The following is a 26937-nucleotide window of genomic DNA, read 5'->3' on the forward strand; positions in this document are numbered from 1 at the left end:
TGAGGGCTTTCCCCGTGCCCCTGCGCTCCGGAAGCGGCCCTCACTCCAACCCGCTCCCAGAGGGAGAGGGAGCCCCCCGCCTCACGCGATCGACCTGCCCCTACTGCGGCGTCGGCTGCGGCGTGATCATCGAAACCGAGGGCAGCCAGATCACCGGCGTGCGCGGCGACCCGGACCACCCGGCCAACTTCGGAAAACTGTGCACCAAGGGCCAGACCCTGCACCTCACCGCCTCGCCAGCGATCGCACAACAGACCCGTTTGCTGCAACCCCTGCGGCGGCTGGAGCGCGGCGGCCCTGCCCAGCCCCTCGGCTGGGACGCCGCGCTGGACCTCGCCACCGACCGATTCGCCTCCGTCATCGAACACCACGGCGTTGATGCGGTCGGCTTCTACATCAGCGGCCAGCTGCTCACCGAGGACTACTACGTCTTCAACAAGCTGGCCAAGGGCCTGATCGGCACCAACAACGTCGACACCAATTCGCGTCTGTGCATGAGCAGCGCGGTGGCCGGCTACAAGCTCACGCTGGGAGCCGACGCGCCACCCGCCTGCTACGACGATGTGAACCACGCCAGCTGCCTGTTCATCGTCGGCAGCAACGCGGCCTTTGCGCACCCGGTGCTGTTCCGCCGCATCGAGGAAGCGAAGAAAAACAACCCGGCCATGAAGGTGATCGTGGCCGACCCGCGCCGCACCGACACCGCCGGCTTCGCGGATTTGTTCCTGCCGCTGCAACCCGGCAGCGACGTGATGCTGTTCCACGGCCTGCTGCACATCATGTTGTGGGAAGGCTGGCTCGATGCCGCGTACATCGCGGCCCACACCACCGGCTTTGATGCGCTCAAGTCGCTGGTGCGCGAATACTCGCCCGAACGTGTGTCCCAGGCCTGTGGTCTGAAGAAGGAAGACCTCCATACCGCCGCCCAGTGGTTCGCCACCTCGCCCGCCACGCTCAGCCTGTATTGCCAGGGCCTGAACCAGAGCAGCAGCGGCACCGCCAAGAACGCCACCCTGATCAACCTGCACCTGGCCACCGGCCAGATCGGAAAACCCGGCGCCGGCCCCTTCAGCCTCACCGGCCAGCCCAACGCCATGGGCGGGCGCGAGGTCGGCGGCCTGGCCAACCTGCTGAGCGCCCACCGCGACCTGGCCAACCCGCAGCACCGCGCCGAAGTGGCGGCGCTCTGGGGTGTGCCCAGCGTGCCCGACAAGCCCGGCAAAAGCGCGGTGGAGATGTTCGAAGCGGCGGCCGATGGCGAGATCAAGGCGCTGTGGATTGCCTGCACCAACCCGGCCCAGTCCATGCCCGACCAGGCCACCGTGCGCCGCGCGCTGCAACGCGCCGAGTTCGTGGTGGTGCAGGAGGCCTACGCCACGGCGGCCACCTGCGACTTCGCCGACCTGCTGCTGCCTGCCACCACCTGGGGCGAGAAGGACGGCACGGTGACCAACAGCGAACGGCGCATCAGTCGCGTGCGTCCCGCCGTGCCCGCACCGGGCGACGCGCGGCACGACTGGCGCATCGTGGTGGACTTCGCACAGCAGCTCGAAACCCGCCTGCGCCCCGGTCAGGCCACGCTGTTCCCCTACCCGTCACCCGAGCCCATCTGGAACGAACACCGCGAGTCCACGCGCGGGCGCGATCTCGACATCACGGGTCTCAGCTACGCCATGCTGGAACAACAAGGCCCACGGCAATGGCCCATCAGGACCGGTGAGGCGCAAGGAAAACAGCGCCTCTACGAAGACGGCCTCTTTCCCACCCCCGACGGCAAAGCCCGCTTCGCCGCCCTGCCCTTCGTCCCCCTGGCCGAGCCGCGCGAATCGCGTTACCCCTTCTCGCTCACCACCGGCCGCCTGCGCGACCAGTGGCACGGCATGACGCGCACCGGCACGCTGGGCCGCCTGTTCGGCCATGTGGCCGAGCCGGCGGTGCAGCTCAATCCGCAGGACATGGAACGCCTTGGCCTGAAAGACGGGGACCTGGTGCACGTGACCAGCAAACGCGGCTCCATCCTGGTGCCGCTGCAAGGCTCGGACGACATCGGCCTGTCGCAGGCCTTCATCGCCATGCACTGGGGCGCCGAGTACCTCGGTGGCATGAGCAGCACGGGCGAGCGGCTCGCGGGTGTGAACGCGCTCACCACCTCGTCTTACTGTCCCTCCTCAAAACAACCCGAACTCAAACATGCGGCGGTGAAGGTGCTCAAGGCCGAGCTGCCCTGGACGCTGCTCGCCATGGCTTGGCTGCCGGAGACCGACGCGCTGGGTGCCCAGCAAGGTTTGCGCGAACTCATGGCGGAGTTTCCGTTTGCGTCCTGTGTCCCGTTCGGCCGGGAGCGCACCGGTGTCTTGTTCCGCGCGGCCGCACACGACGCGCCCGGACCCGAGCTGATCGAGCGCATCGAAGCCTTGCTCGGACTGAACACCGCCGACGCCTTGCGCTACGCCGACAAACGCCTGGGCCAGCACCGCGCCGCGCGGCTGGTGCGCTTGGGCGATGTCACACGGCTCGACGGTTTCATGCTTGCCGGCGACACGCGCGCCGAGGCCTGGCTCAAGCCGCTGCTGCAGGACGAGCTGCCCGCCGACGCCTACGGCCGCCGCCTGCTCATGCCCGGCGCCAAGCCCCCGGTGGCCCTCGAGGCCAAGGGCCGGCAGGTGTGCACCTGCTTCAACGTGACCGACCTGGCCATCACCGAACGGCTCGCCACCTGCGAAGGCAGCGACGACGAACGCCTGGCCACGCTGCAGGGCAGCCTGCGCTGCGGCACCAACTGCGGCTCGTGTGTGCCCGAGCTCAAACGCCTCGTGCGTGCCACGCCGGCGCTCTTGCCCGCCTGAGCCCCGGCTTTCGACATATAACGCCGAGTCATCAAACTTCCCGGACAATCGCGCGCCATGGGGATCAGCCACTACATCAAAGAGATCGGCCGCGGCAAAGACGGCGCGCGTGCACTCACGCGCGAGCAATCCACCGATCTGCTGGGGCAGGTGCTCGACGGCGCGGTGACCGACCTCGAGGTGGGCGGCTTTTGTCTGGCCATGCGCATCAAGGGCGAAACGCCTGACGAGATGGCGGGCTTTCTCGACGCTGCCCACGCCCGCTTGAACCTGATGCCCGACAACGGCCTCACCACCGTGGTGCTGCCCAGCTACAACGGTGCGCGCAAGCTGCCGGTGCTCACGCCCCTGCTCGCACTGCTGCTGGCGCGCCAGGGTGTGCCGGTGCTGGTGCACGGCACGGCCACCGAAGACAAGCGCGTGTTTGCGTCCGCCGTGTTCCGCGAACTCGGTGTGTTGCCAGCCCCCCAGGTGGCCCGGCTCGCCGCGGGCGACGTGGCCTTTGTGCCGACCGAGGTGCTGTGCCCCGGCCTCAAGCGCCTGCTCGATGTGCGCCGCGTGGTGGGCCTGCGCAACCCGGCGCACAGCCTGGTCAAGCTGATGAACCCGTGCGTGGGCAAAGCCTTCATCGTGGGCAGCTACACCCACCCCGAATACGCCAGCTCCATGGCCGCCACCTGGGCCCTCACCGGTGCCCACGCCATGCTGCTGCGCGGCACCGAAGGTGAACCGGTGGCCGATGCGCGCCGCACACCGCGCATGGAAATCTTTCAGGACGGCGAGCGCACCGAGGTGCAGCCACAGCAAGACGGGCCACTCGCGCAACTGCCTTCGCTGCCCACGGTGGACGCGGTGCACACCGCGGCCTACATCCGAGCGGTGCTCAACGATTCGTTACCCATTCCCACGCCGATCGCACTGCAGGTGGAACACATCTTGCGAGCGATCGAGCACCATGAATCCCCAGCCCATGCACACGCCCTCTGAGTTCCTGCCCGGTACCGTTTCACTCGTCGGCGCAGGCCCGGGCGACCCGGAGCTGCTCACGCTCAAGGCCGTCAAGGCCATCAGCGCGGCGACCGTGCTGCTCGTTGACGATCTGGTGAGCGACGCGGTGCTGGCCCATGCGTCACCGCGTGCGCGCATCGTGCACGTGGGCAAGCGCGGCGGCTGCAAGAGCACACCGCAGGCCTTCATTGAAAAGCTCATGGTGATGGCCGCGAGCGAAGGCGAGGTGGTGGTGCGGCTCAAGGGCGGCGACCCCTTCATCTTCGGGCGCGGCGGTGAAGAGGTCGAAGCCCTGCGCGCCGCCGGCATCGAGGTGCAGGTGGTCAACGGCATCACGGCCGGCCTGGCCGGGCTCACCTCGCTGGGTGTGCCGCTCACGCACCGCGAACACGCGCATGGCGTGGTGTTCGTCACCGGCCACGCCAAGCCCGGCGACAGCGGCACCGACTGGCCGTCCCTGGCGGCCACCGCGCGCGACGCCAAGCTCACGCTGGTGATCTACATGGGCGTGAGCGGTTCGCAGCAGATCCAGACCGATCTGCTCACCGGTCTGCCCACCCACACACCGGTGGCCGTGATCCAGCACGCCACGCTGCCCCATCAGCGCCACGCTGTCACCACGCTGGGGCAACTGCGCGCCACCATCGAGCGCGAAGGCCTGGGCAGCCCGGCGGTGATCGTGGTGGGCGATGTGGTCAGCGGCATCGCCGCTCTTCAGACGCCTCTGCCGCTCGCCCGCACGGCCTGAGCCCGCGCGCCAGCGCCCCGCTACACTGCCGCAGCCGCGCCCCCGTCGGGGCGCCCGGGAGCCTGCTGCATGCTCAAAAAACTCAACCAGTTCACCGAAGGCCACGGCGCGCTGCGCCCGGGCCGTGGCCTCGTCACCGGCGCCATTGCGTTGTCGCTGGCCATCCTGTGTTTCCTCGGCGTGATGGCCTTCCACTTTCCGCAGTACCTCACCACGCCGCAGCTGCGCCAGCAGTACGACGTGGGCCTCATGCGCCAGTTGCTCTTCGCGGGCATGGTGATCGCCGGCGGCCTGAGCCTGGTCAACGTGTTGTTCAACCGCGCGCGCTGGTTGTCTGCCTTTGCGTTTGCGCTGGTCACGCTCAGCGCGCTGCTGGGTGGGCACCAGGTGGAGGTGGACCCGAACTTCCCCGACCACACGCCCTACATCGGCATGGACTGGTTCATCCTCGATCTGCTGGGCTCGGCGCTGATCTTCATCTTCATTGAAAAGCTGTTTGCCCTGCGCAAGGACCAGCCGGTGTTCCGCCCCGAGTGGCAGACCGACTTTCACCACTTCATCGTCAACCACATGGTGATCGGCTTCATGCTGCTGGCCACCAACCTGCTGGTGCACAACCTCTTCGGCTGGGTGCCGGTGGACGGTGTGCGCGGATGGATCGCGGCGCTGCCGTTCTGGGCCGCGCTGCCGCTGATCATTCTGGTGGCGGATCTTGCCCAGTACTGGACGCACCGCGCGTACCACGAGGTGCCCCTGCTATGGCGTCTGCACGCGGTGCACCACAGCACCAAGCACATGGACTGGATGGCCGGCTCGCGCCAGCACATCCTGGAAACCATCATCACGCGCACGCTGGTGCTCGGGCCCATCTACCTGCTGGGGTTCTCCAAGGAAGTGATCGACGCCTACATCATCGTGGTGGGCTTCCAGGCCGTGTTCAACCACGCCAACGTGAGCGTGCGCCTGGGCCCGCTGCGCTACCTCATCGTCACGCCCAACTTCCACCACTGGCACCACAGCCAGGACGCCGACGCGCTGGACAAAAACTACGCCGCGCACTACGCCTTCCTCGACCACCTGTTCGGCACCGCCGTCAACAGCCACAAGGTCTGGCCCGAGCGCTACGGCGTGCTGGGCGACTACGTGCCCAAGGGCTTTCTCAAGCAGCTCGCGTTCCCCTTCACCTGGAAAGGCTGAGCGCCCAGCCTACACTGCGCGCCATGCAAAACTTCGACGCCATCGTCATCGGCGCTGGCGCCGCCGGCCTGTTCTGTGCCGGCATCGCCGGTCAACGCGGCTTGAGCGTGCTCGTGCTCGATCACAGCGAGAAGGTGGCCGAAAAGATCCGCATTTCGGGCGGCGGCCGCGCCAACTTCACCAACCGCGACCTCGACCCGCACGCCCCGCACAAGCACTTCATCAGCGCCAACCCGAACTTCTGCCGCTCCGCGCTGTCGCGCTACACGCCGGCCGACTTCATCTCGCTCCTGCAGACGCACGGCATCGCCTTCCACGAAAAGCACAAGGGCCAGCTGTTCTGCGACCACTCGGCCGAAGACCTGATCCAGATGCTGCTGCGCGAGTGCGACGCCGGTGGCGTGCAGCGCTGGCAGCCCTGCGGCATCCAGGCCGTGCGGGTGGACAGCGAGGGGATGTACGAACTCGACACCGACCGGGGCCCGGTGCGCAGCCGCTCCGTGGTGGTGGCCACCGGCGGCCTGTCCATCCCCAAGATCGGTGCGACCGACTTCGGTTACCGCATCGCAAAACAGTTCGACCTGCGTCTGGTCGAGCCGCGCCCGGGCCTAGTGCCGATGACGTTCGACGGTGACCATTGGTTGCCGTACGCCGGACTCTCGGGCCTCGCGCTGCCAGTTCGCATCGAGACCGGCGACAAGAAGATCCGCATGGCGTTCAACGAAGACCTGCTGTTCACCCACCGCGGCCTCTCGGGCCCGGCGGTGTTGCAGATTTCGAGCTACTGGCACGACAAGACCCCGATCCGCCTGAATCTGGCGCCCGACACCGACCTGCCCGCCGCGCTGGCCCGCGCCAAGGCCACCTCACGCAAGCTGATCACCAACGAACTCGCCGGCCTCGTGCCCAGCCGCCTGGCCGACGCCTGGGTGCAGCAGGACGCCGACTGGCAGCGACCGGTGGCCGAGGCGTCCGACAAGGCCCTGACCCGGCTCGCCGAGCGCCTGTCGCGCTGGGAAATCACCCCCACCGGCACCGAAGGCTACAAAAAGGCCGAGGTGACGCTGGGCGGCGTGGACACACGCGACCTGTCGTCACAAACCATGGAATCGAAGCAGCCGGGTCTGTATTTCATCGGCGAGGTGGTGGACGTGACCGGCTGGCTGGGCGGCTACAACTTCCAGTGGGCCTGGGCATCGGCCCATGCGTGCGCCCAAGCTCTGTAGCCAACGGCCATGAAGTGGCTATAATCCAAGGCTTTGCTGGCAAATACCCGTCTGCCAATACTAGTTAACGACGGGACATTTTGCGGATACGACGCTTGGGCCCGATCTTCCCGAACATCCTCTTTCCGCGCATTCTGGACATTTCTCGCCCATGACGACCATCCGTGTAAAAGACAACGAACCCTTTGACGTCGCTCTGCGCCGTTTCAAGCGCACCATCGAAAAGCTCGGCTTGCTGACCGACCTGCGCGCCCGTGAGTTTTACGAAAAGCCCACCGCCGAGCGCAAGCGCAAGAAGGCCGCCGCCGTCAAGCGCCACTACAAGCGTGTGCGCTCGATGCAGCTGCCCAAAAAGCTGTACTGAGCACCTGCTGCCGGGTCCGCCCGGTCGCGAAAAAGCCCGCTGGAAGACGTTCAGGCGGGCTTTTTTCTTGTCTGAACACTCCCTTCACCGCCCCACAGGAGCCCCCATGAGCCTCAAGGAACAGATCACCGAAGACATGAAGAACGCCATGCGCGCCAAGGACAGCGAGCGCCTGGGCACCATCCGCCTGCTGACCGCCGCCATGAAGCAGAAGGAAGTGGACGACCGCGTGGAGCTTGACGACGCCATGGTGGTTGCCATCGTCGACAAGCTGATCAAGCAGCGCAAGGACAGCATCGAAGCCTTCACCAAGGCCGACCGCATGGACCTGGCCGACAAGGAAAGCGCCGAGTTGAAGGTCTTGCAGGCCTACCTGCCCGCGCGCCTGTCTGCCGAAGAGGTGACCGCCGAAGTCAAGGCCATCGTGGCCGAGCTCGGTGCCACCGGCCCGGGCGACATGGGCAAGGTCATGGGCGCGGTGAAAACCCGCCTGGCCGGCAAAGCCGACATGGGCATGGTGTCGGCTGCCGTGAAGTCAGCCTTGGCGGCCTGAATCAGCGCAGGATGAGCGCGGTGCCCAGCACGGCCAGCACCGCCCCCAACCACGCCCCCACCGCCGGTCGGCGCCGGTAGACCAGCCACAGCAGCGGCAGGATCAGGATCGGCGAGACCGAGGACAAGACCGCCACCAGGCCAGCCTGCCCGAGCCGCATGGCGGCCAGGATCAGCGTCATGCCCAGGGCCATGGCCACCGCGGCACTCAGAAAGGTGAGCCAGGCGTCTTTGCGGGTCAATGGCGTCTTGGCGCGTGCGCCCTGCCATCCGCTGGCCAGCAACAGCGTGTGTGCCAGCAGAGCCACACTCATGCGCGCTGCGCTCGCAGCCACGGCGTCCACGCCGGTGGTCATGAGCGGCTTGAGCATGAGGGTGGCCACCGACTGGCACAGCGCCGCCGCCAGGCCCAGCCCGACACCGATCAACAGCGGGCCCCGCGTCTGCTCCCAGCCGTGCTTCTCGTCGCTGCGCCGCCCCCACACGATGGCCAGCATGACGCCGCCCACGAGCAAACCGCTGCCGATCAGGGCGCGGCCCCAGATCACTTCGCCCAGGAAAAACCAGGCGATCACGGCCGAAAACAGCGCATGGGTGGCGAACAGAACGCCCGAGCGGCGCGGGCCCAGGCGGTTCATGCAGGCGAACAGCACGGTGTCGCCGATGAAGATGCCGATGACCCCCGAGAGGGCCAGCAGGCCGATGGCCGAGGCATCCAGGCTGCGCCAACCCCCACCCATCAGGGCCAACGCCCAAAGAATCAAGCTGGCAAACAGCATGCGCCAGCGGCTGAAGGCAAACGCACCCTGACGCTGGGCAGGCCCGGCGGAGAACAGGCTGGAGACAGCCCAGCAGGCGGCAGCGAGCAGCGCCAGCGCTTCCGGACGCATCTGACTCAGCGGCAGCCGCGAAGGGCCGCCCCGAGCAAGGCCAGCCCCCTTGGGGGGCAGCGACCCGCGCAGCGGTGGAGCGTGGGGGTCATCAACTCCCGGCGATCTTCATCTTGTTGATCAAGATGGATCCGACGGTTTTCGCGCCGAAGTTGTACGCATCCGCGCCCACCGCCTCGATGCCCTGGAACATGTCCTTGAGATTGCCGGCGATGGTGATCTCGTGCACCGGGTAGGCGATCTCGCCGTTTTCCACCCAGTAGCCCGAGGCGCCGCGAGAGTAGTCGCCGGTCACGTAGTTCACGCCCTGACCCATGAGCTCGGTGACCATAAGGCCGCGGCCGAGCTTCTTGAGCATCGCGCGCAGGTCGTCGCCGGGCGCTGTGAGGCGGCTGGTGAGCGTGAGGTTGTGCGAGCCGCCGGCGTTGCCGGTGGTGCGCATGCCCAACTTGCGCGCCGAGTAGGTGGACAGGAAATAACCCAACACCTTGCCGGCCGACACCACCTTGCGTTTGGCGGTGCGCACGCCTTCGTCGTCGAACGGCGAGCTGCCCTTGCCGTTGCGCACGTGCGGGTCTTCCAGGATGTCGATGTGTTTGGCCAGCACACGCTTGCCCAGGCTGTTGGGCAAAAAGGTGGTGTTGCGGTAGAGCGCGCCGCCGCTGGTGGCCTGCACATAGGCGCCCAGCAGGCCGGCGGCCATGGGCGATTCGAACAGCACCGGGCATTCGGTGGTGGCGATCTTGCGGCCGTTCAGGCGCGCCAGCGTGCGTTCGGCGGCGTAGCGGCCCACGGCTTGTGGCGAGGCCAGGTCGTGCGGCGAACGCTGCGAGCTGTACCAGTAGTCGCGCTGCATGTTGGCTCCCTTGCCCGCGATGGGGGCCACCGACAGGCTGTGGCGCGAGCTGGCGTAACCACCGCTGAAGATGCCGGCACCGGAGCGCGCACCGTCGCGCAGGTGGGCGGTGAAAAAGTGGGACTGCTGGGCCGACACGCCCGCGCCTTCGCTGTTGTTGATCTTCTTGCTGGTGGCAAAGGCCGCGGCTTCGCATTCGAGCGCGATGCGCATCGCCTCTTCGGAGTTCAGCACCCAGGGGTGAAAGAGGTCGAGATCGAGGTAGCTGTCGGCCACGTCGGCCGCGTCGGGCAGGCCGGCCATGGGGTCTTCGGCGGTGAAGCGGGCGATGTCGTAAGCGGCCTGCACCGTCTGGCGCACGGCAGCGGCGGAGAAATCGGAGGTGGACGCGTTGCCGCGCTTCTGGCCCAGGTACACCGTGACGCCGAGCGACTTGTCGCGGTTGCGCTCCACGTTTTCGAGCTCGCCCTTGCGCACCGACACACTCAGGCCGGCGCCTTCGGACACCTCGGCCGCGGCATCGGCAGCGCCGAGCTGTTTGGCATGCGAAAGGGCCAGGTCGACCAGCTCTTCAAACTGGCCGCGGGCGTACTGGAAACCGGGGAGTGGGGCGTTGGCCGAGCTTGAGGCGGTGGGCTGGGCCGGGGTGTGGGGGGCATTTTTCATATCGACGGCTATGATACTGGCCGCCCTACCCGGGCGCTGCATCGCGCGCAGATGCCCATGCTGCCCAGCGTGCAGCCCTCCCTTTTGAGACCCCACATGTCCCGCAAACCCACCAAAGGCTATTTCGTCCGTGGCCAGTTCGTCGCCCTGGGCAGCGAGCTGGACCTGGAACTCAAGCGCGAGCTCAAGGGTTCGGACGACATGAGCAAGACCGACCTCAAGAAGTACAGCGACCGCCTGCAGGAGCTTGGCGAAAGCCTGCTCACGTTGCGCGCCGATCTGATGAAACGGCTCGACCTGTCGGAAAAACTGGTGGACGCGGTCAACGATTGCAAGAAGATCACCAACTTCGAAGGCCGCCGCCGCCAGATGCAGTACATCGGCAAGCTCATGCGCGGCGTGAGCGAAGCCACGCTGGCGGAAGTGGAAGCCGCGCTCGACGAGCAGAACAAGGGCTCGGTGAAAGGCACCTTGTCATTGCACCTGGCCGAGCAGTGGCGCGACCAGTTGATCGCCAACGACGACGCGCTCACACGCTGGCTGGAACAGGTGCCGGACACCGATGTGCAGCAACTGCGCGCGCTCATCCGCCAGGCCCGCAAGGACGCGCAAGCCAACGAGGCCCTGGAGCGCGCTGGTGAAGCGGTGCGCCACGGCAAGGCCTACCGCGAGATCTTCCAGCTGGTCAAAGCCGCGCTGAACCAGGGCTCGGATGAGCCCGACGCGCCTGTTGAGGAAGACCCGACATGAACGAACAAACACGCCAGCCCGAAGACCCGGTGCGCATCGGCATCGTGTCCATCAGCGACCGCGCCAGCACCGGCGTGTACGAAGACAAGGGATTGCCTGCGCTGCAGGAGTGGCTCACGCGCGCGCTCAAGAACCCGATCACCTTCGAGCCACGCCTGATCCCCGACGAGGTGGAGCGCATCAGCGCCACCTTGATCGAACTGGTGGACGCGGGCTGCTCGCTGGTGCTCACCACCGGCGGCACGGGCCCCGCGCTGCGCGATGTGACTCCCGAGGCCACGCTGGCCGTGGCCCACAAGGAGATGCCGGGCTTTGGCGAGCAGATGCGCCAGATCAGCCTGACCTTTGTGCCCACCGCCATCCTCTCGCGCCAGGTCGCCGTGATCCGCGACCAGAGCCTGATCCTGAACCTGCCGGGCCAGCCCAAGGCGATCGCCGAAACGCTGGAAGGCTTGAAGAACGCCGACGGCACGCAGAAGGTCAACGGCATCTTTGCCGCCGTGCCCTACTGCATCGACCTGATCGGCGGGCCCTACCTCGAAACGAACGACGAGGTCTGCAAGGCCTTCCGTCCCAAATCTGCCGTGCGCCCCGCGCGCTGACCTCTCCGAGAGACACCCATGAAGATCACCAAAGACACCATCGTCACCCTCACCTTCCGTGCCACCGATGCCCAGGGCAAGGTGCTCGAGGACGGCAAGGAGCCGCGCGCGTATCTGCACGGCGGCTACGGCAACACGCTGCCGGGCATCGAAAAAGCGCTGGAAGGCCAGGAACCCGGCTTTGCTGCCACGCTGGTGCTGCCGCCTGAAGACGCGTTCGGCGTGCGCGACGAAAGCCTGGTGACCACCATGCCCAAGCGCGACTTTCCACCGGGCGTGAAGGTGGGTGGCCAGCTCGAAGGCAGCGACGACAAGGGCCAGCAACACGTGTTCACCGTGATGAAGATCAAGGGCGACACGGTGCACCTGGACGGCAACCACCCGATGGCCGGGCAGACGCTGAAGTTCGCGGTGAAGGTGGTGGATGTGAAGGCGGCGAGTGCGGAAGAGATCTCACACGGCCATGCGCACGGCGCGCACGGACATCACCACTGATCCGTCACTTGCCGATCAGCTGATTCAGCTTCTCGGCTTCAAAGCATTCTTCGCGCGCCGCATCCTTCGGCACGCAATCTCCGTCACGCGTTGACTGCGAGAGCTTCTCGATCGCGCACCACAGCAGCGCGATCTGGTGGTCCTGGCTGGCGGTGGTGTCGATCAGGCCACGCATGGCCTGTGACAGCGGATCGTCTTCCTGCGTGATGCCGTAGGCCTGGAACTTCGGGTCCGTCACATCGGCGCTCTCGCCGGTCTTGCTCGGGATGATGCGCGCCGGAATGCCCACCGCCGTGGCGCCCGCCGGCACCGGCTTGATCACCACCGCGTTGCTGCCGATCTTGGCGCCGTCGCCCACCAGAAACCCACCCAGCACCTTGGCGCCCGCGCTCACCACCACGTCCTTGCCCAGCGTGGGGTGGCGCTTGGTGCCCTTGTAGAGCGAGGTGCCGCCCAGCGTCACGCCCTGGTAGATCGTGCAGCCGTCGCCGATCTCGGCGGTTTCTCCCACCACCACGCCCATGGCGTGATCGAAGAACACACGCTCACCCACCTTGGCGCCCGGGTGGATCTCGATGCCGGTGAGGAAGCGCGCGATGTGCGAGATGAAACGGCCCAGCCATTTGAAGCCGTGCGTCCAGCACCAGTGGGCCGGGCGGTGCAGCCACACCGCGTGCAGGCCGGGGTAGCAGGTGATGACTTCCCAGGTGCTGCGCGCAGCGGGATCGCGGTCGAGGACGCACTGGATGTCGGAGCGGAGGCGGGCAAACATGGCGGCAGTCTAGCGCCTGGCCTTGTCGGCCACCTGCAGCATCGCCTTGGCAACACCTCGCAAGATGTGGATTTCTTCTTCGCTCGGTGCGGCGCGGTTGAAAAGCTGGTTCAACCGGGGCATGAGCTTCTTCGGCGCAGCAGGGTCGAGAAACTCCACCGCCACCAGCGCCTGCTCCAGGTGCGTCAGCATGCCGCCGATGGTCTGCGCGTCGGCCTGCTGGCGCGGTGGTGATGGCGGCAATGGTGCAAACCCACCGAGCGCCTGGCGCCAGTCGTAGGCGATCAGCTGCACCGCCGCCGCGAGGTTGAGCGAACCGAAGTCGGGCGAGGTGGGAATGCTGAGCGCCGCGTGGCATCGGTACACGTCTTCGTTGCGCATGCCGAAGCGCTCGGAGCCGAACAAGAATGCCACGCCCTCGGGCGGCTCGGTTGACGCCAGCAGGGTCTGGAAGTGTTCACGCGGGGCCAGCGTGGGCGGGCCGAAGTCGCGCGGCGTCATGGCGGTGGCGCACAGGTGGGTCATGCCGTCGAGCGCCTCGTCCAGCGTGTCCACCACGCGCGTCTTGGCCAGCACGTCGTTGGCGCCGCTGGCGCGCTGGATGGTTTCTTCGCGGCGCAATACGTTGGCCCAGCGCGGCTGCACCAGCACGAGGTCGTCAAAACCCATCACTTTCATGGCGCGGGCGACACCGCCCACATTGCCGGCGTGGCTGGTCTGGATCAGTACAAAACGGGTGCGCATGCTGGGGTGTGGAGGTGGCGGTAAAATCTTGTACATTGTCGCCGCCCCGCATCGCCGGGGCGTTTCTGTCTGCTCTTCCACTGCTGCGCGCCATTCCCGTGTCGCGCCGAGGTTCACAATTCATGTCGTCCACGCTCCACCCCATGCTCAACGTGGCCATCAAGGCCGCTCGCCTTGCCGGCACCATCATCAACCGCGCTGCCCTGGATGTGGAATCGGTCCGCGTTTCGGTCAAGCAGACCAACGATTTCGTGACCGAGGTCGATCAGGCCGCCGAAGCCGCGATCATCGACACCCTGCTCACCGCCTACCCCGATCACGCGATCTGGGCCGAGGAGTCGGGCAAACGCGAAGGACGGCATGGCGGCGCAGATCATGTCTGGATCATCGACCCGCTGGACGGCACCACCAACTTCATTCACGGCTTCCCGGTCTATTGCGTGAGCATCGCGCTCATGGTGGGCAACAAGCTCGAACAAGCCGTGATCTACGACCCCACCCGCAACGACCTGTTTTGCGCCACGCGCGGGCGCGGTGCGTACATGAACGACCGCCGCATCCGTGTGGCCAAGCGCACCACGCTGCGCGACTGTCTGATGTCCACCGGCTTTCCGTTCCGCCCGGGCGACGCCTTCCAGACCTACCTGCAGATGCTCGGCGACGTGATGCCGCGCGTGGCGGGTGTGCGCCGCCCCGGTTCGGCCGCGCTCGACCTGGCCTACCTGGCCGCAGGCTTCACCGACGGATTCTTCGAAATGGGCCTTTCGCCCTGGGACGTGGCCGCGGGTGCGCTGCTGGTCACCGAGGCCGGTGGCCTGATCGGCAACTTCACCGGCGAAGCCGACTTCCTGGAGCAGAAGGAATGCATGGCCGCCAACCCCAAGATCTACGGTCAGCTGGTCGGTGTGACCAGCAAATACAGCAAATTCGCCAGCGCCGGCGACAAGGCGGCGGTGCGACAAGCCCGCACCATCGGCGCACCCGCACCCGCAGCCGAAGCACCTGTTGCCGAGATGCCCGCAGCTGACGCCCCCAGTCAGGGCGACGCGCCTTTCTGAAGTTCAGGCCCGCCGCACGCGGAACCAGAAGCAGGCGCCCTGCCCCGGCGCCGACTCGGCCCAAATGTGGCCGCCATGGCGCTCGATGATGCGCGCCACGATCGCCAGGCCCACGCCCATGCCGGGCACGTCGGTGCCCGCGTGCAGGCGCTGGAACAGGCCGAACAACTTCTGGGCGCGTGCCATGTCGAAGCCCATGCCGTTGTCGCGGATGAAGTAGGCGTCGGACGTGGCATCAAAGCCCACGACCACCATGGGCTCGCTCTGGTGCCTTGAATACTTCAAGGCGTTGTCCAGCAGGTTGCTGAACACCTGGCGCAACAGCGTGGCGTCGCCCAGCGCATCGGGCAGCTCACCCACTTCGATCCGCGCCTCGGGCACCTGCGGCGCCAGGGATTCCGCCACCGCGCCGGCGAGGTCGGCCATGCACACCGGTCGCGCATCGAGTTCCACCTGCACCACCCGCAGCAGCTCCAGCATGTCGGTGATCATCTGCCCCATGTTGCGCGACGAACGTGCGATGCGCTCGAACATCTGGCGCCCGCCGTCGCTGAGCCGATCGCCCTCTTCTTCGGCGATCACCTGCGCAAATCCATTCACCGAACGCAGCGGCGCGCGCAGGTCGTGCGCGATCGAATACGAGATCGCTTCCATGTCACGCATGGTCCGCTCCAGCTCGGCCGTGCGCTCTCGCACCCGCTGCTCCAGGCTGGCATTGAGCGCCTGGATCTGCTCCTGGGCGGCCACGCGCTCGCTGATGTCCAGATGCGTGCCCGACATGTAGAGCGCGCGGTCGTCGCTGTCGCGCTGGTGCACACGACCACGGGTGTTGATCCAGACCCAGTGGCCGTCCTTGTGTTTGACGCGCAGGTCACAGTCGTAGAACGGCAGCTCGCCCCTCATGTGTTGATCGCGCGCCGCGTCGGCCTTCACGAGGTCGTCTGGGTGCACCCGCGATTCCCAGGTTTCGTAGGTCACCGGCTCCAGCTCGGCCAGGGTGTGGCCCAGCATCTCGGCCCAGCGTTCGTTGATGCTCAGCTTGCGCTCGGTGAGGTTGGTCTCCCAGATGCCGGGGCGCGTGGCGTCGAGCACCCAGGCCAGCCGCTGGCGCTCATCCCGCAGGGCTTCCTGCGTGGAGATGTAGGAGGTCACGTCGGTGAAGGTGCGCACCACGCCGCCATCGGGCAACTGGCGGGCACGGATTTCCAGTGTGCGACCGTCCTTGGTCTTGCGCCAGTAGTGGTCCGGCAAGGCGACCGGCGTCGTTTGATTCTCCAGATAGCGCCTGGCCGTGGGATCGATCAGCTGCAGCTGGTCGCCAAAATCGCCCCGCTCGCGCTGGAACTTCACCATTTCATCGTGCGTGGGCCGTTTGGCCATCAGCTCGTCGGGCAGGTCCAGCAGCTCCAGTGTGCGGCGGTTGTAGAACAGGATCTGCCCTTCGGGCGACACCTTGGTCAGGCCCTGGCTGATGCTGTCCAGCGTGGCCTGCAAGGCCGCGCTCTTCTCGGCCAGCAAGGCGCTCGTGGCTTCCAGCTGGTTGCGCGTGCGCTTGCGCTCCTGCAGGCTGCGCCAGGCCAGCACCAGCTGTCGCACGGCGCCCAGCAGCGGCTGCAAAAACTCGATGTCGGCCTCGCTGTATCCCTCGGGCTGGTTTGCCAGCCCCACCATGGCCACCAGCCGGTCCCCCACCGCCAGCGGAATGCCGAGGAAAGCGTCCATGGGTGGGTGACCCTTGGGCATGCCCGCGGCGCGCGGATCGCTGCGCGGATGGTTGGCAATCACCGGCAGACCAGAGGACATCGCATGCCCGAACAAGGTCTTGAGGTTGCTGAAGGTCATGCCTGCGTCGAGCTGATCGGTGTACATCCGCCGCGAGGCTTCGTCCCATGAGATGTCCGTGATGGCGTGGGTGCGCAGGAAGGGCTTGTCATTGACGTCGTACAGCACCTCGCCGACGAAGCCGTAGCCGCTGCTCGTGAGCTGGATGAAAGCGTCCAGCAGGCCTTCAAACGCGACGCGCTTGTCCTCGGTTTCGATGAACACCGCCTGCGCGCGGCGCACCGCTTCCAGCATCTGTTGCTGCCGCTCGACACGCTGCGCCGCCAGACGGGCGTCGGTCACGTCCGCCGTGAAACCGTGCCAGATCACCGAGCCGTCGGGCTCGCGCTGGGGCACCGCCTCCACCCGATACCAGCGCAGGCCGCGCCCGGGCAGGTCCACGCGGTAGGTCTGGCGCCAGTAACTCAACTCACGCGCGGAGGATTCCAGCGATGCGATGACTTCGGCCCGGTCGTCGGCATGCACGCGCTGGAACAGGATGCGCGCGTCGCGTTGCAGGTCCCTGGGCTCCACGCCCAGCATCTCGCGCGCCGCATCGTTCACATACAGGATGGTGCTCCGCCCCTCGGGCGACAACTTCGCCTGGAACATCATGCCGGGCACGCGCTGGGCGATGTTCTGCAGCAAATCCAGCTGCCGGCCGAGCTGTTCGGTGGCCTGGCGCTCGGCCGTGATGTCCTGCACCACACCGAAGTCGGTCTGGGGATTGCCCGCCACCGAGGTCTGGCTCAGGCGCGTGCGAAACCAGCGCTGCTCGCCGTCGGGGCGCAGCCAGCGGAATTCCACCTCCCGGCCATCCAGCGCGGCGCGGGCTTCCAGCCAGGCCGGCATGTCGTCGGGGTGGATGCCGCTGCGCCCGACTTCCTTGGAGACCGGGTGCTGGTAAGGCACCCCCGTGATGTCGTAGAGGCCTGGCGACCATTGCACATGCGCCTGGTTCTCGGCATTCATCCAGTGCCCCACGCGGGCCAGCTTCTCGATCGCGATGTGCAGCTCCACGCGCTGCTGCAAGGCCACATTGGTCTGCTTCAACGCGGCATTCGATTGGGCGAGGGCCGCCTCGGCCTCCTGCTCGCGTGTGGTTTCGGTGAAATAGACCAGCAGCAGCTTCTCGGGCTTGGCCTCCAGCGCGGTGGCGTGCATGCGGACCCGGTGGGCGCGGCCACCCTTGAGATGAAGCACCTGCACGTCGTCGGGACCGGGCAGGTCGTTCAGAAACCGCTCGCGATCCCCCGTTCCCCGCCAATGCCCCAGCTCCACCGTGGTACGGCCAATGGCGTCTTCGCGCGACAGGCCCGTGATCGCCACCCAGGCGTCGTTGACAGCGAGCAGACAACCATCGTGCCAGCGGGACACCGACGCCGGCAGCGGCGCAGCCATGAAGATGGCATCGAAAGGAAGGATGGAAGCCCCAGCCGATGCCGAAGCCGACGGTGGAATGACCTGCTCGCCGGGAGCGGGTTCGGGGGCAGCTTCGGACATGCGTGCTGGTGGTTGGGGTCGACGGGTAGCGGTGTCCGCACAAAGGCAGGGTGACTTCTGCCGGCTTGTCTTAATGTACGCGCCCAGGCGCCGGGCAGGCACTGTCTGAATGCAAGCCTTGGGCCAACTACAATTCGCGCCCCTTTCCCCAGCACTTCCTCCCCGCACCCCGACCCCATGCACATCACCGTCAACCCGGACCTCAAAGCCTACATCGACCCCCTGACCCCGGACGAATTCGACGCGCTGGAGCGCAGCATCCTCGCCGAGGGCTGCCGCGACGCGCTGGTGCTGTGGGGCGAGGTGCTGGTGGACGGACACAACCGCTACGGCATCTGCCAGAAACACGGCTTGCCGTTTCAGACCGTGCAGAACACGCATTTCCAGTCGATGGAAGACGTGCACCTGTGGATGATCGACCAGCACCTGGGCCGGCGCAGCGTGTCGGATTTCCAGCGCGGTGTGCTGGCCTTGCGCAAGCGCGAGATCATGGCCGGACGGCGTTCTCGCTTTCTGGCCTCCACCCCCTCCCCCGACGACCTGCCGCCCGACGAGGCGCTGCCCGCCCCGACCCCGGACACACCCGCCGTACCGCCCGCCCGGCCGCTGCACAGCCGCGAAGACATCGCCAAGGCCGCGCGCCTGAGCAGCAGCCAGGTGGTGCAGATTGAAAAGATCCAGAAACAGGCCGCGCCCGAGCTGGTGGAAGCCTTGAAGGCCGGCGCGATTTCGCTCAACGCCGCGGCGGCGGTGGCCGGCCTGCCGGCCGAGGAGCAGGTGGCCGCTGCGCTCGCCGGCAAGGACGAACTCAAGCTCGCAGCCAAGCGCGCACGCGACGCACGCCGCAAGCCACCCGAGGCCGGTGACGAAGCAGCCACGCCCGCCCCGTCCGACGAGGTGGCCACCCTGCGCCTGAAAGTCGCCGGGCTGGAAGCCGACAACGCCGCGCTGCGCGACCAGGTGTCGGCCTTGCGCGCGCAGCTGGAAGCGCAGTCCGCCTGAGCCGCGGGCGCGGGCGCCCCGTGCCAGAATCACCCGCCAGAATCGGCTCCGCACCCTTCCGACAGCACCCCATGAAACTGCCCCACAAGCTCACCGGCATCGCGTTTGCCGCCTACATGGCCGGCATCATTGCCTTCGTGGTGAGCGCCGCGCTGGTCGCCATCAACTCGGGCCTGGGTGCGGGCTACCTGGCGCGCGTACTGCACGGCTACGCCGTGGCCTTCCCGGTCGCCTTCATCTGTGTGGTGATCTTCCGGCCCGTCGCACTCTTTCTGGTGAAGAAAACGGTGCACCCGCCGCCCACGGCCTGAGCCCACATCACGGCGTCGCGGGCACCACGCGCAGCACCCGACCGTTGGCGCTGTCGGTCAGCAGGTAGATCGCACCATCGGGCCCGGCGCGCACGTCGCGGATGCGCTCGCCCAGCTCCTGAAACAAGACCTCTTGCGTCCCCGGCACGCCGCCAGCCAGGGGCACACGGCGCACGCTGCGCTCTTTCAACGCCGCCACCAAAAAGCTGCCTCTCCACGCCGGAAACAGGGCACCGTCGTACCAGGCGAGGCCGGCCGGAGCGATCGACGGCGTCCACTCCACCAGCGCCGTCTGAATGCCCGGCAGGCTGCGGTAGGGCGTGATGCGGGCGTAGGTGTAGTCGATGCCACCCGTGGTCACGGGCCAGCCGTAGTTGGCGCCGGTTTCGATGCGGTTCAGCTCGTCGCCGCCGCGCGCGCCATGCTCGTGCGCGTACGGCACGCCGTCCACCACCACCATGCCCTGCGGGTTGCGGTGGCCGATGCTGTAGATCTCGGGCCGGGCATCCGTGCGCTGGCGAAACGGGTTGTCGGCCGGCACGCTGCCGTCGGGCTGGATGCGCAGCAGCTTGCCCAGGTGGGTGTGCAGCCGCTGTGCATCGGTGCGCTCGAGGTTGCCGTCGCCCATGCCGAACAGCAGACTGCCATCGGCCAGCCAGGCCATGCGGCCACCGAAATGCTGCGTCTCGGTCTTGGCCGGCTGCGACGTGAAGATGGGCTGCACGTCCAGCAACTGGCGGCCGTCGAAGCGGGCGCGCACCACACGCAGGTGGTTGGCCTCGGGTTGGCCATGGGCAAAGGACAGCAGCACGCGGCCATTGACCGCAAACCCCGGGTCCACCACCACATCGAACAGACCGGCCTGCCCACGCGCCAGCACCGCCGGCACGTGGGCCACCGGTTCAGGATGCAACTGCGGCCGGCCATCGGGCCCGGGCTCGATCACACGCAGCCGCCCCGGTCGCTCGGTCACCAGCATTCGACCACCGGGCAGAAAGGCCAGCGACCAGGGGTGTTCCAAGCCGCTGGCCACGGTCTCAACGCGATAACCCGCGGCTTGCGCCGACGTCACCAGGACCCATGCACCCACGAAGACAGCCAGCACGTATTTCATAATTCGAACGATTATGAGATCCCGCACCGCCAACGATCCCCCGACCCCACGCTGGACGCGGCATCTCGTGCCGCTGCTGCTGGCCTGGCTGCTCGCCAGCGTCTGGGGTTCGGTGGTGCAGACGCAGTGGAACCTGCAAGCGCTGCTGGACGTGGGCGTGGCCATCCCCATGGCCGAACGGGCACGAACCACCTGGCAAGACCTGATCGGCTTCGCCCCGGTCTACGCCGGCATCCTGGCGGCGGGCTGGCTGCCGGCGCTGCTCGTGGCAGCGTGGGTGGCGCGCCGCCGGCCCGCCTGGCGCGGCCCGCTGCTGGCGGCAGCCGCCGGGGCCGGCATGGTGGCCGCGGTGCGCACGGTGGATGCCGTGGCACCCATGCCGGTGTTCATCGACGCCACGCGCCACCTGCCCGGCCTGCTGGTGATGGCCGCCGGCGCTGTGCTGGCCGGCCTGCTTTACGCACGTCTCACAGCGCGCGCGGGGTGATGCCCGCCGCCACCGTGCCGGCGTTGTCCCACCCCCCGCCCAAAGCGCGCACCAGGCGCACCGTGGCCTGCTGCTGCGCCGCTTCCACGCGTTGCGCCTGGCGGCGGTTGAGCAGTTCGTTGCGGCGCGCGTCCAGCAGCTCCAGCTGGCTCACCAGCCCATTGCGGTAACGCGTCTCCGAGATCGCGCTGGCGCGCTGCGCGGCGCTCACGGCACGGCCTTGCGCCAGCGACTGCTGTTGCAGCAAGCGCAGCGCCGAGAGCTGGTCTTCCACCTCGCGCAGCGCGTTGAGCACCTGGCCGCGGTAGCTCGCCGCCGCCACATCGAACTGCGCCTGCGAACCTTGAACGCCGGCCTCGCGCCGCCCGCCGTCGAACAGCGGCATGGACAGCAAGGCGCCCACGCCCCAGGCGCGCGCGGACCACTTGAACAGATCGCCCAGCTCGGGCGACGCGAAGCCCGCCGCACCGGTGAGCGACACACTGGGGAACCACGCGGCCTGCGCCACGCCCACGCGGGCCTGCGCGGCCAGCAGCGAAGCCTGCGCGGCGGCCACGTCGGGCCGGCGCGCCAGCACGGTGGCGGGCACGCCGGCCGGGATCACGGGCAGCGTGCGCACCGCCGTGTCGGACGTGAGCGCAAAGCCCGACGCCGGTTCACCCAGCAGCACGGCCAGCGCGTGTTCCAGCTCGGCGCGCGCACGGTCCAGTGCAATCACCTCGGCCTCGGTGGCGGCGAGTTCGGTCTCGATGCGGATCACGTCGAGCTCGGCCACATCACCCGCCTCGAAGCGGCGTTGCGTGAGGCGCAGCGTGTCGGCGTAGGCCGTGGCGGTGTCCTGGATCAGTGTGCGTTCGGTGTCGGTGGCGCGAAGCGCCAGGTAGGTTTGTGCCACCTCGGCCTGCACCAGCAGCCGGGTGCTCTGCAGCAAGGCCTCGCGCGATTGCGCATCGAGCGCGGCGGCGTCCTGGGCGCGCGACAGGCGTCCGAACAGGTCGGGTTCGTACGACAGGCTCAAGCCGGTCTGCAGCAGCGTGGCCGGGGCCGATCCGCCGGCGGTGTTGGCGCCGGCTCCGCGGTCGGCGGCAGCGCCCACACCGATCTGCGGTGCGCGGTCGGCCTGCGCACCGCGCACCAACGCACGGGCCTGGGCCAGCCGCGCCGCGGCTTCCTGAATGCCGGTGTTGCCCGAACCGGCGCGCTCGACCAACTGGTCAAGCACGGGGTCGTTGAAGGCCTTCCACCAGGTGCCGCGGCTCTGTGCCTCGGCGGGCTGGACGGTGGTCCACTGTTCGGCTTGGGACGCCTGTTCCTTGAACTGCGGTGGCGCCTCGACCGACGTCGGCAGGCTCGGCAGCGCGGTGGCGCAACCCGCCAGCACCAGGGCGGCGACCAGGGGCAGCAGGCGATGGATGTTTTTCATGGGGTTTCCTTCAATGGGTCAACGGGGCGGCGGGCACGGGACGGGCGTTGCCGCCGCCACCGGTGGCGAAGCCCTCGACGTGCGGAACCTCGCCGTGCTGGCGCAGCGGCCGGTTGCCGGCGAGCTGGCGCAGCAGCACATAGAACACCGGCGTGAGGAACAGGCCGAAGGCGGTGACACCGATCATTCCGGCGAACACGGCCACGCCCATGGCCGAGCGCATCTCGGCGCCCGCGCCAGTGGCCAGCACGAGAGGCAGCACACCCATCACGAACGCCAGCGAGGTCATGAGGATGGGGCGCAGGCGCAGGCGGCTGGCCTCGATGGCGGCCTGTATGGGTGTGCGCCCGGCAAACTCGAGCTCGCGCGCGAACTCCACGATCAGGATCGCGTTCTTCGCCGACAGCCCCACCAGCACGATCAGCCCGATCTGCGTGAACACGTTGTTGTCACCCCCGTCCAGCCACACGCCGGTCATGGCCGCGAGCAGGCCCATGGGCACGATCAGGATGATGGACAGCGGCAGCGTGAGGCTTTCGTACTGCGCGGCCAGCACCAGGAACACCAGCAGGATGGCCAGCGGGAACACCCACAGCGCGGAGTTGCCGGCCAGGATTTCCTGGTAGGTGAGCTCGGTCCACTCGAAGCCGATGCCTTGTGGCAGCGTCTCGGCGGCAATGCGCTCGATCGCGTCCTGCGCCTGGCCCGACGAGAAGCCGGGCGCGGGGCCGCCGTTGATGTCGGCCGAGAGGTAGCCGTTGTAGCGCATGGCGCGCTCGGGACCGAAGCTCGAATTGACCTTCATCAGCGCCGAGAGCGGCACCATTTCGCCCGAGGTGGAGCGCACCTTGAGCAGGCCCACGTCTTCGGCGCGCGCACGGAACGGCGCATCGGCCTGGGCGCGCACGCTGTAGGTGCGGCCGAACTGGTTGAAGTCGTTCACGTACAGGCTGCCGAGGTAGATCTGCATGGTGTCGAAGATGTCGGTCACCGGCACGCCGAGCTGGCGCGCCTTGGTGCGGTCGATGTCGGCGTAGAGCTGCGGCACGTTGACCTGCCAGCTGGTGAACATGCCGGCGAGTTCGGGCGTCTGGTACGCCTTGGCCATGAAGGCTTTCACGGCCGCGTCCATCGCCTCGAAACCCAGCGAGGCCTTGTCTTCCAGCTGCAGCTTGAAGCCGCCCGTGGTGCCCAGACCCGCCACCGGCGGCGGCGGGAACATCACGATGAAGGCGTCCTGGATCTGGCCGTAGGCCTGGTTCAGCTGGCCGGCGACGGCGCCACCGCTCTGGTCGGCGCGTTTGCGCTCGGCAAAGGGCTTGAGCGTGGCGAACACGATGCCGGAGTTCGAACTGTTGGTGAAGCCGTTGATGGACAGGCCGGGGAAAGCGATGGCGTCTTCCACGTTCGGGTTCTGCCGGGTGATCTCGCCCATGCGCTGGATCACGTCTTCCGTGCGGTCCAGCGTGGCGCCATCGGGCAACTGCGCGAAACCGATCAGGTACTGCTTGTCCTGCGCGGGCACGAAGCCGCTGGGCACCGCCTTGAACAGGCCGAAGGTCACCCCCACCAGCGCGAGGTAGATCACCATCATCAGCGCCTTGCGCGAGATGACACGCCCCACGCCGCCACTGTAGGCCTCGGAGCCGCGGTTGAACAGGCGGTTGAAGCCCCGGAACAGGCCACCGAAGACACGGTCCATGCCGCGCGTGAGCGTGTCCTTCGGCGCGTCGTGCCCGCGCAGCAGCAAGGCGGCGAGCGCGGGCGACAGCGTGAGCGAGTTGATCGCCGAGATCACGGTGGAGATCGCGATGGTCACCGCGAACTGTTTGTAGAACTGACCGGTGAGGCCGCTGATGAAGGCCAGCGGCACGAACACCGCGACCAGCACCAGCGCAATGGCGATGATGGGACCCGACACCTCTTTCATCGCGCGGTAGGTCGCGTCGCGCGGCGACAGGCCGGCCTCGATGTTGCGCTCCACGTTCTCCACCACCACGATGGCGTCGTCCACCACGATGCCGATGGCCAGCACGAGGCCGAACAGCGAGAGCGCGTTGATCGAAAAGCCCAGCAGGTGCAGCACGGCAAACGTGCCCACCACCGACACCGGCACCGCCAGCAGCGGAATGATGGAGGCGCGCCAGGTCTGCAGGAACAGGATCACCACCAGCACCACGAGCGCGATGGCTTCGAGCAAGGTCATGACCACCGAGTCGATGGAGGCGCGCACGAACTGCGTGGGGTCGTAGGCGATGCGGTACTCGACGCCTTCGGGCATGTTTTTCTGCAGCTCCAGCATGGTCGCGCGCACCTGGGCCGAGATCTCCAGCGCGTTGGAGCCCGGCGCCTGGAACACGCCCATGCCCACCGCGGGCTTGTTGTTGAGCAGCGAGCGCAGCGAGTAGTCGGCCGCGCCCATCTCCAGCCGCGCAATGTCGCGCAGGCGGGTCACGGCGCCGTCGGCACCGGTCTTGACGATGATGTCGCCGAACTCTTCTTCGGTCTGCAGGCGGCCCTGGGCGTTGATGGACAACTGCATGTCCACCCCCGGCAGGCCGGGTGAGGCGCCGACCACACCAGCGGCGGCCTGCACGTTCTGGCCACGGATGGAGGCCACCACGTCGCTGGCCGAAAGTCCACGCTGCGCGACCTTCTGCGGGTCGAGCCAGACGCGCATGGAGTAGTCACCCCCGCCGAAGATCTGCACCTGGCCCACGCCTTCGATGCGCGCGAGCCGGTCCTTCACGTTCAGCACCGCGTAGTTGCGCAGGTAATTGATGTCGTAGCGGTCGTTGGGCGAGACCAGGTGCACCACCATCGTGATGTCGGGCGAGCTCTTGACGGTGGTCACACCCAGGCGACGCACCTCCTCGGGCAGCCGTGGCTCGGCCTGCGAGACGCGGTTCTGCACCAGCTGCTGGGCCTTGTCGGGGTCGGTGCCGAGCTTGAAGGTGACGGTGAGCGTCATCACCCCGTCCGTCGTGGCCTGGCTGCCCATGTAGAGCATGCCTTCCACGCCGTTGATGGATTCCTCCAGCGGCGTGGCCACGGTCTCGGCAATCACCTTGGGGTTGGCGCCCGGGTACTGGGCGCGCACCACCACCGAGGGCGGCGCCACGTCGGGGTACTCGGAGATCGGCAGGCCGCGCAAGGCGACCAGGCCGGCGATCAGGATCAGCAGCGAGAGCACGCCCGCGAAGATCGGCCGATCGATGAAGAATTTCGAGAGGTTCATGGTGTTCTCTTCAATCGCACGACGGCTCAGGACCTGGCCACGGAAACGGGTGCGTTCATGGGGACATCCTGCGGCTGCACCACGTCACCGGGGCGCACACGCTGCAAACCGTTGACCACGATGCGCTCCCCGGATTTCAGGCCGCTCAGCACGGTGCGCAGCCCGTCCACCGAAGCGCCCAGCGTGACTTCGCGGTACTCGGTCTTGTCGCCCTCGCCCACCACCAGTACGTACTTCTTGTTCTGGTCGGTGCCCACCGCACGTTCGCTCACGAGCAGGGTGCGCGCGGTCTGCGGCTGGCCCATGCGGATGCGGGCGAACTGCCCGGGCATCAGGCTGCCGTCCTTGTTGTCGAAAACGGCGCGCACGCGCACCGTGCCGCTGGCCGGGTCCACCTGGTTGTCGATCAACTGGAGCTGGCCGCTGTAAGGCGTGTCGGTGGTGGCCGACGTGCCCATCTCCACGGGGATGCGCTCCACCGCGGGCCGGTTGCCACCCGGCAGGCCCTTGAGCGCGCGGGTCACGGTGGACTCGTCGGCGTCGAAGCTGGCGTAGATAGGGCTGACCGACACCAGCGTGGTGAGCACGGGTGCACCCGGGCCGGCGGCGACCAGGTTGCCCACGGTCACCTCCAGCCGGCCGATGCGCCCGGCCACCGGCGCACGCACCTGGGTGTAGCCCAGGCTCAGGCGGCTGCTCTGCAGCTGGGCTTGCGCGGCCTTGAGGTTGGCCTCGGCTTCGCGCAGCGCGCTCTCGCGGTCGTCCAGCTCGCGCCGCGCAATCGCCTTGTCTTCCCACAGGCGGCTGGCCCGCGTCAGCTCGTTGCCGGCATGCGTCACGCGCGCTTGTGCCGCCACGGTTTGTGCGTCGGCGCGCGCCACGTCCGCCTCATAGGGTGCGGGGTCGATGGAGATGAGCAGGTCGCCCTTGCCCACCAGCGCGCCTTCGCGGAAATGCGTGGCCTGCACCACCCCGGCCACCCGCGAACGGATGTCCACCCGCTCCACCGCCTCCAGGCGGCCGGAGAACTCTTCCCAGGCGGCGATGTCACTCTCGGTCACGGTGGCCACGGACACCGGCGCAGGCGGTGGAGCACCGGCGGGTGCGCTGGCCCGGGCGACGCCGGCTTCCTGCAGAAGCGCGATCCCTGCGAGGGTGACGACGGCCAGGGCTGCGGCGGCGGGCCACCAGAGGCGGCGCTTGAAAGTGGGCAAGTTGGGCATGGTTTTTCCTTTTTGAGGGCGAACGAAGCCGCCCCCGGTGG

General features: G+C 67.7%; 23 protein-coding genes. 14 read left to right on the forward strand and 9 right to left on the reverse strand.

What is annotated here, in order from left to right; genetic code table 11:
• Nucleotides 1-20 precede the first annotated feature (20 nt).
• The 7 genes from BSY239_RS11375 to BSY239_RS11405 all read left to right on the forward strand — a co-directional run bounded on the left by BSY239_RS11375 (nt 21) and on the right by BSY239_RS11405 (nt 7942).
• On the forward strand, nt 21-2846 hold the full coding sequence (locus BSY239_RS11375; RefSeq protein ID WP_069048941.1) for a nitrate reductase: 2826 nt from the start codon (nt 21-23) through the stop codon (nt 2844-2846).
• 57 nt (nt 2847-2903) lie between these two features.
• Nucleotides 2904-3833: a DNA-binding protein YbiB gene (gene ybiB / locus BSY239_RS11380; protein WP_069046949.1), complete on the forward strand. Its 930-nt coding sequence runs from the start codon at nt 2904-2906 to the stop codon at nt 3831-3833.
• Nucleotides 3817-4602 carry a uroporphyrinogen-III C-methyltransferase gene (gene cobA, locus BSY239_RS11385; protein ID WP_069046950.1) on the forward strand — a complete coding sequence of 262 codons (786 nt, stop codon included), beginning with the start codon at nt 3817-3819 and terminating at the stop codon, nt 4600-4602. Before ybiB ends, cobA begins: the two co-directional genes overlap by 17 nt.
• 69 nt (nt 4603-4671) lie before the next feature.
• Nucleotides 4672-5799, forward strand: a complete 1128-nt coding sequence (locus BSY239_RS11390; RefSeq protein ID WP_069046951.1) for a sterol desaturase family protein — start codon at nt 4672-4674, stop codon at nt 5797-5799.
• Between the two features lie 23 nt (nt 5800-5822).
• A complete protein-coding gene (locus tag BSY239_RS11395) occupies nt 5823-7025 on the forward strand; it encodes an NAD(P)/FAD-dependent oxidoreductase (protein WP_172823099.1) in 1203 nt (400 codons plus the stop codon).
• A 151-nt stretch (nt 7026-7176) separates the two neighbouring features.
• Complete coding sequence (gene rpsU / locus BSY239_RS11400; protein WP_056273869.1) at nt 7177-7389, forward strand: 30S ribosomal protein S21; 213 nt, start codon at nt 7177-7179, stop codon at nt 7387-7389.
• A 106-nt stretch (nt 7390-7495) separates the two neighbouring features.
• Nucleotides 7496-7942 (forward strand): GatB/YqeY domain-containing protein, encoded by a 447-nt coding sequence (locus BSY239_RS11405; protein ID WP_069046952.1) that lies wholly within the window; start codon nt 7496-7498, stop codon nt 7940-7942.
• A gap of 1 nt (nt 7943) precedes the next feature.
• Here BSY239_RS11405 and BSY239_RS11410 read toward each other — a convergent pair whose 3' ends face one another.
• Entirely contained in the window at nt 7944-8831 is an 888-nt protein-coding gene (locus tag BSY239_RS11410; RefSeq protein WP_069046953.1) for a DMT family transporter, read from the reverse strand.
• Nucleotides 8832-8922: 91 nt separating this feature from the next.
• Nucleotides 8923-10353, reverse strand: a complete 1431-nt coding sequence (gene pmbA / locus BSY239_RS11415) for a metalloprotease PmbA (RefSeq protein WP_069046954.1) — start codon at nt 10351-10353, stop codon at nt 8923-8925.
• 96 nt (nt 10354-10449) lie between these two features.
• Here pmbA and yjgA point away from each other — a divergent pair, with 96 nt between their 5' ends.
• The 3 genes from yjgA to BSY239_RS11430 are packed head-to-tail and all read left to right on the forward strand — an operon-like array spanning nt 10450 to nt 12200.
• Nucleotides 10450-11103 (forward strand): ribosome biogenesis factor YjgA, encoded by a 654-nt coding sequence (gene yjgA, locus BSY239_RS11420; protein WP_069046955.1) that lies wholly within the window; start codon nt 10450-10452, stop codon nt 11101-11103.
• On the forward strand, nt 11100-11705 hold the full coding sequence (gene mog / locus BSY239_RS11425) for a molybdopterin adenylyltransferase (protein WP_069046956.1): 606 nt from the start codon (nt 11100-11102) through the stop codon (nt 11703-11705). The genes yjgA and mog overlap by 4 nt, the downstream gene beginning before the upstream one ends.
• Nucleotides 11706-11723: 18 nt before the next feature.
• Complete coding sequence (locus tag BSY239_RS11430; protein WP_056273892.1) at nt 11724-12200, forward strand: FKBP-type peptidyl-prolyl cis-trans isomerase; 477 nt, start codon at nt 11724-11726, stop codon at nt 12198-12200.
• Between the two features lie 4 nt (nt 12201-12204).
• Here BSY239_RS11430 and cysE read toward each other — a convergent pair whose 3' ends face one another.
• Together cysE and BSY239_RS11440 are read right to left on the reverse strand one after the other, a co-directional pair.
• A complete protein-coding gene (gene cysE / locus BSY239_RS11435) occupies nt 12205-12972 on the reverse strand; it encodes a serine O-acetyltransferase (RefSeq protein WP_069046957.1) in 768 nt (255 codons plus the stop codon).
• Between the two features lie 9 nt (nt 12973-12981).
• Nucleotides 12982-13716: an RNA methyltransferase gene (locus BSY239_RS11440; protein WP_069046958.1), complete on the reverse strand. Its 735-nt coding sequence runs from the start codon at nt 13714-13716 to the stop codon at nt 12982-12984.
• Between the two features lie 122 nt (nt 13717-13838).
• Here BSY239_RS11440 and BSY239_RS11445 point away from each other — a divergent pair, with 122 nt between their 5' ends.
• Nucleotides 13839-14774: an inositol monophosphatase family protein gene (locus BSY239_RS11445; protein WP_069046959.1), complete on the forward strand. Its 936-nt coding sequence runs from the start codon at nt 13839-13841 to the stop codon at nt 14772-14774.
• A 3-nt stretch (nt 14775-14777) separates the two neighbouring features.
• On the opposite strand, the gene BSY239_RS11450 is transcribed toward BSY239_RS11445, so the two are convergent.
• Nucleotides 14778-18098: a PAS domain-containing protein gene (locus BSY239_RS11450; protein WP_069046960.1), complete on the reverse strand. Its 3321-nt coding sequence runs from the start codon at nt 18096-18098 to the stop codon at nt 14778-14780.
• A gap of 177 nt (nt 18099-18275) precedes the next feature.
• Here BSY239_RS11450 and BSY239_RS11455 point away from each other — a divergent pair, with 177 nt between their 5' ends.
• Entirely contained in the window at nt 18276-19100 is an 825-nt protein-coding gene (locus BSY239_RS11455; RefSeq protein WP_069046961.1) for a plasmid replication/partition related protein, read from the forward strand.
• Between the two features lie 71 nt (nt 19101-19171).
• Nucleotides 19172-19411 carry a DUF2798 domain-containing protein gene (locus BSY239_RS11460; protein WP_069046962.1) on the forward strand — a complete coding sequence of 80 codons (240 nt, stop codon included), beginning with the start codon at nt 19172-19174 and terminating at the stop codon, nt 19409-19411.
• 7 nt (nt 19412-19418) lie between these two features.
• Here the strand turns inward: BSY239_RS11460 and BSY239_RS11465 are convergent, their stop codons facing one another.
• Nucleotides 19419-20525, reverse strand: coding sequence for a PQQ-dependent sugar dehydrogenase (locus tag BSY239_RS11465; RefSeq protein WP_156775461.1), 1107 nt, complete (start codon nt 20523-20525; stop codon nt 19419-19421).
• Nucleotides 20526-20538: 13 nt separating this feature from the next.
• Here BSY239_RS11465 and BSY239_RS11470 point away from each other — a divergent pair, with 13 nt between their 5' ends.
• Nucleotides 20539-21012 (forward strand): hypothetical protein, encoded by a 474-nt coding sequence (locus BSY239_RS11470; protein ID WP_172823101.1) that lies wholly within the window; start codon nt 20539-20541, stop codon nt 21010-21012.
• Here the strand turns inward: BSY239_RS11470 and BSY239_RS11475 are convergent.
• The 3 genes from BSY239_RS11475 to BSY239_RS11485 are packed head-to-tail and all read right to left on the reverse strand — an operon-like array spanning nt 20993 to nt 26896.
• Complete coding sequence (locus BSY239_RS11475; protein ID WP_069046964.1) at nt 20993-22435, reverse strand: efflux transporter outer membrane subunit; 1443 nt, start codon at nt 22433-22435, stop codon at nt 20993-20995. The two genes, BSY239_RS11470 and BSY239_RS11475, sit on opposite strands and share 20 nt — an antisense overlap.
• Nucleotides 22436-22445: 10 nt before the next feature.
• A complete protein-coding gene (locus BSY239_RS11480; RefSeq protein WP_069046965.1) occupies nt 22446-25673 on the reverse strand; it encodes an efflux RND transporter permease subunit in 3228 nt (1075 codons plus the stop codon).
• A gap of 26 nt (nt 25674-25699) precedes the next feature.
• Nucleotides 25700-26896 (reverse strand): efflux RND transporter periplasmic adaptor subunit, encoded by a 1197-nt coding sequence (locus tag BSY239_RS11485; RefSeq protein ID WP_069046966.1) that lies wholly within the window; start codon nt 26894-26896, stop codon nt 25700-25702.
• Nucleotides 26897-26937 lie beyond the last annotated feature (41 nt).

The sequence above is a fragment of the Hydrogenophaga sp. RAC07 genome, from assembly GCF_001713375.1.
In the GTDB taxonomy this organism is placed as follows: domain Bacteria; phylum Pseudomonadota; class Gammaproteobacteria; order Burkholderiales; family Burkholderiaceae_C; genus Hydrogenophaga.

Excerpts from the sequence above, each read along its gene's own strand:
- ybiB (WP_069046949.1), top strand. The coding sequence starts at position 2,904 with ATGGGGATCAGCCACTACATCAAAGAGATCGGCCGCGGCAAAGACGGC.
- cobA (WP_069046950.1), top strand. The coding sequence starts at position 3,817 with ATGCACACGCCCTCTGAGTTCCTGCCCGGTACCGTTTCACTCGTCGGC.
- BSY239_RS11390 (WP_069046951.1), top strand. The coding sequence starts at position 4,672 with ATGCTCAAAAAACTCAACCAGTTCACCGAAGGCCACGGCGCGCTGCGC.
- BSY239_RS11395 (WP_172823099.1), top strand. The coding sequence starts at position 5,823 with ATGCAAAACTTCGACGCCATCGTCATCGGCGCTGGCGCCGCCGGCCTG.
- rpsU (WP_056273869.1), top strand. The coding sequence starts at position 7,177 with ATGACGACCATCCGTGTAAAAGACAACGAACCCTTTGACGTCGCTCTG.
- BSY239_RS11405 (WP_069046952.1), top strand. The coding sequence starts at position 7,496 with ATGAGCCTCAAGGAACAGATCACCGAAGACATGAAGAACGCCATGCGC.
- BSY239_RS11410 (WP_069046953.1), bottom strand. The coding sequence starts at position 8,831 with ATGCGTCCGGAAGCGCTGGCGCTGCTCGCTGCCGCCTGCTGGGCTGTC.
- pmbA (WP_069046954.1), bottom strand. The coding sequence starts at position 10,353 with ATGAAAAATGCCCCCCACACCCCGGCCCAGCCCACCGCCTCAAGCTCG.
- yjgA (WP_069046955.1), top strand. The coding sequence starts at position 10,450 with ATGTCCCGCAAACCCACCAAAGGCTATTTCGTCCGTGGCCAGTTCGTC.
- mog (WP_069046956.1), top strand. The coding sequence starts at position 11,100 with ATGAACGAACAAACACGCCAGCCCGAAGACCCGGTGCGCATCGGCATC.
- BSY239_RS11430 (WP_056273892.1), top strand. The coding sequence starts at position 11,724 with ATGAAGATCACCAAAGACACCATCGTCACCCTCACCTTCCGTGCCACC.
- cysE (WP_069046957.1), bottom strand. The coding sequence starts at position 12,972 with ATGTTTGCCCGCCTCCGCTCCGACATCCAGTGCGTCCTCGACCGCGAT.
- BSY239_RS11440 (WP_069046958.1), bottom strand. The coding sequence starts at position 13,716 with ATGCGCACCCGTTTTGTACTGATCCAGACCAGCCACGCCGGCAATGTG.
- BSY239_RS11445 (WP_069046959.1), top strand. The coding sequence starts at position 13,839 with ATGTCGTCCACGCTCCACCCCATGCTCAACGTGGCCATCAAGGCCGCT.
- BSY239_RS11450 (WP_069046960.1), bottom strand. The coding sequence starts at position 18,098 with ATGTCCGAAGCTGCCCCCGAACCCGCTCCCGGCGAGCAGGTCATTCCA.
- BSY239_RS11455 (WP_069046961.1), top strand. The coding sequence starts at position 18,276 with ATGCACATCACCGTCAACCCGGACCTCAAAGCCTACATCGACCCCCTG.
- BSY239_RS11460 (WP_069046962.1), top strand. The coding sequence starts at position 19,172 with ATGAAACTGCCCCACAAGCTCACCGGCATCGCGTTTGCCGCCTACATG.
- BSY239_RS11465 (WP_156775461.1), bottom strand. The coding sequence starts at position 20,525 with ATGAAATACGTGCTGGCTGTCTTCGTGGGTGCATGGGTCCTGGTGACG.
- BSY239_RS11470 (WP_172823101.1), top strand. The coding sequence starts at position 20,539 with ATGAGATCCCGCACCGCCAACGATCCCCCGACCCCACGCTGGACGCGG.
- BSY239_RS11475 (WP_069046964.1), bottom strand. The coding sequence starts at position 22,435 with ATGAAAAACATCCATCGCCTGCTGCCCCTGGTCGCCGCCCTGGTGCTG.
- BSY239_RS11480 (WP_069046965.1), bottom strand. The coding sequence starts at position 25,673 with ATGAACCTCTCGAAATTCTTCATCGATCGGCCGATCTTCGCGGGCGTG.
- BSY239_RS11485 (WP_069046966.1), bottom strand. The coding sequence starts at position 26,896 with ATGCCCAACTTGCCCACTTTCAAGCGCCGCCTCTGGTGGCCCGCCGCC.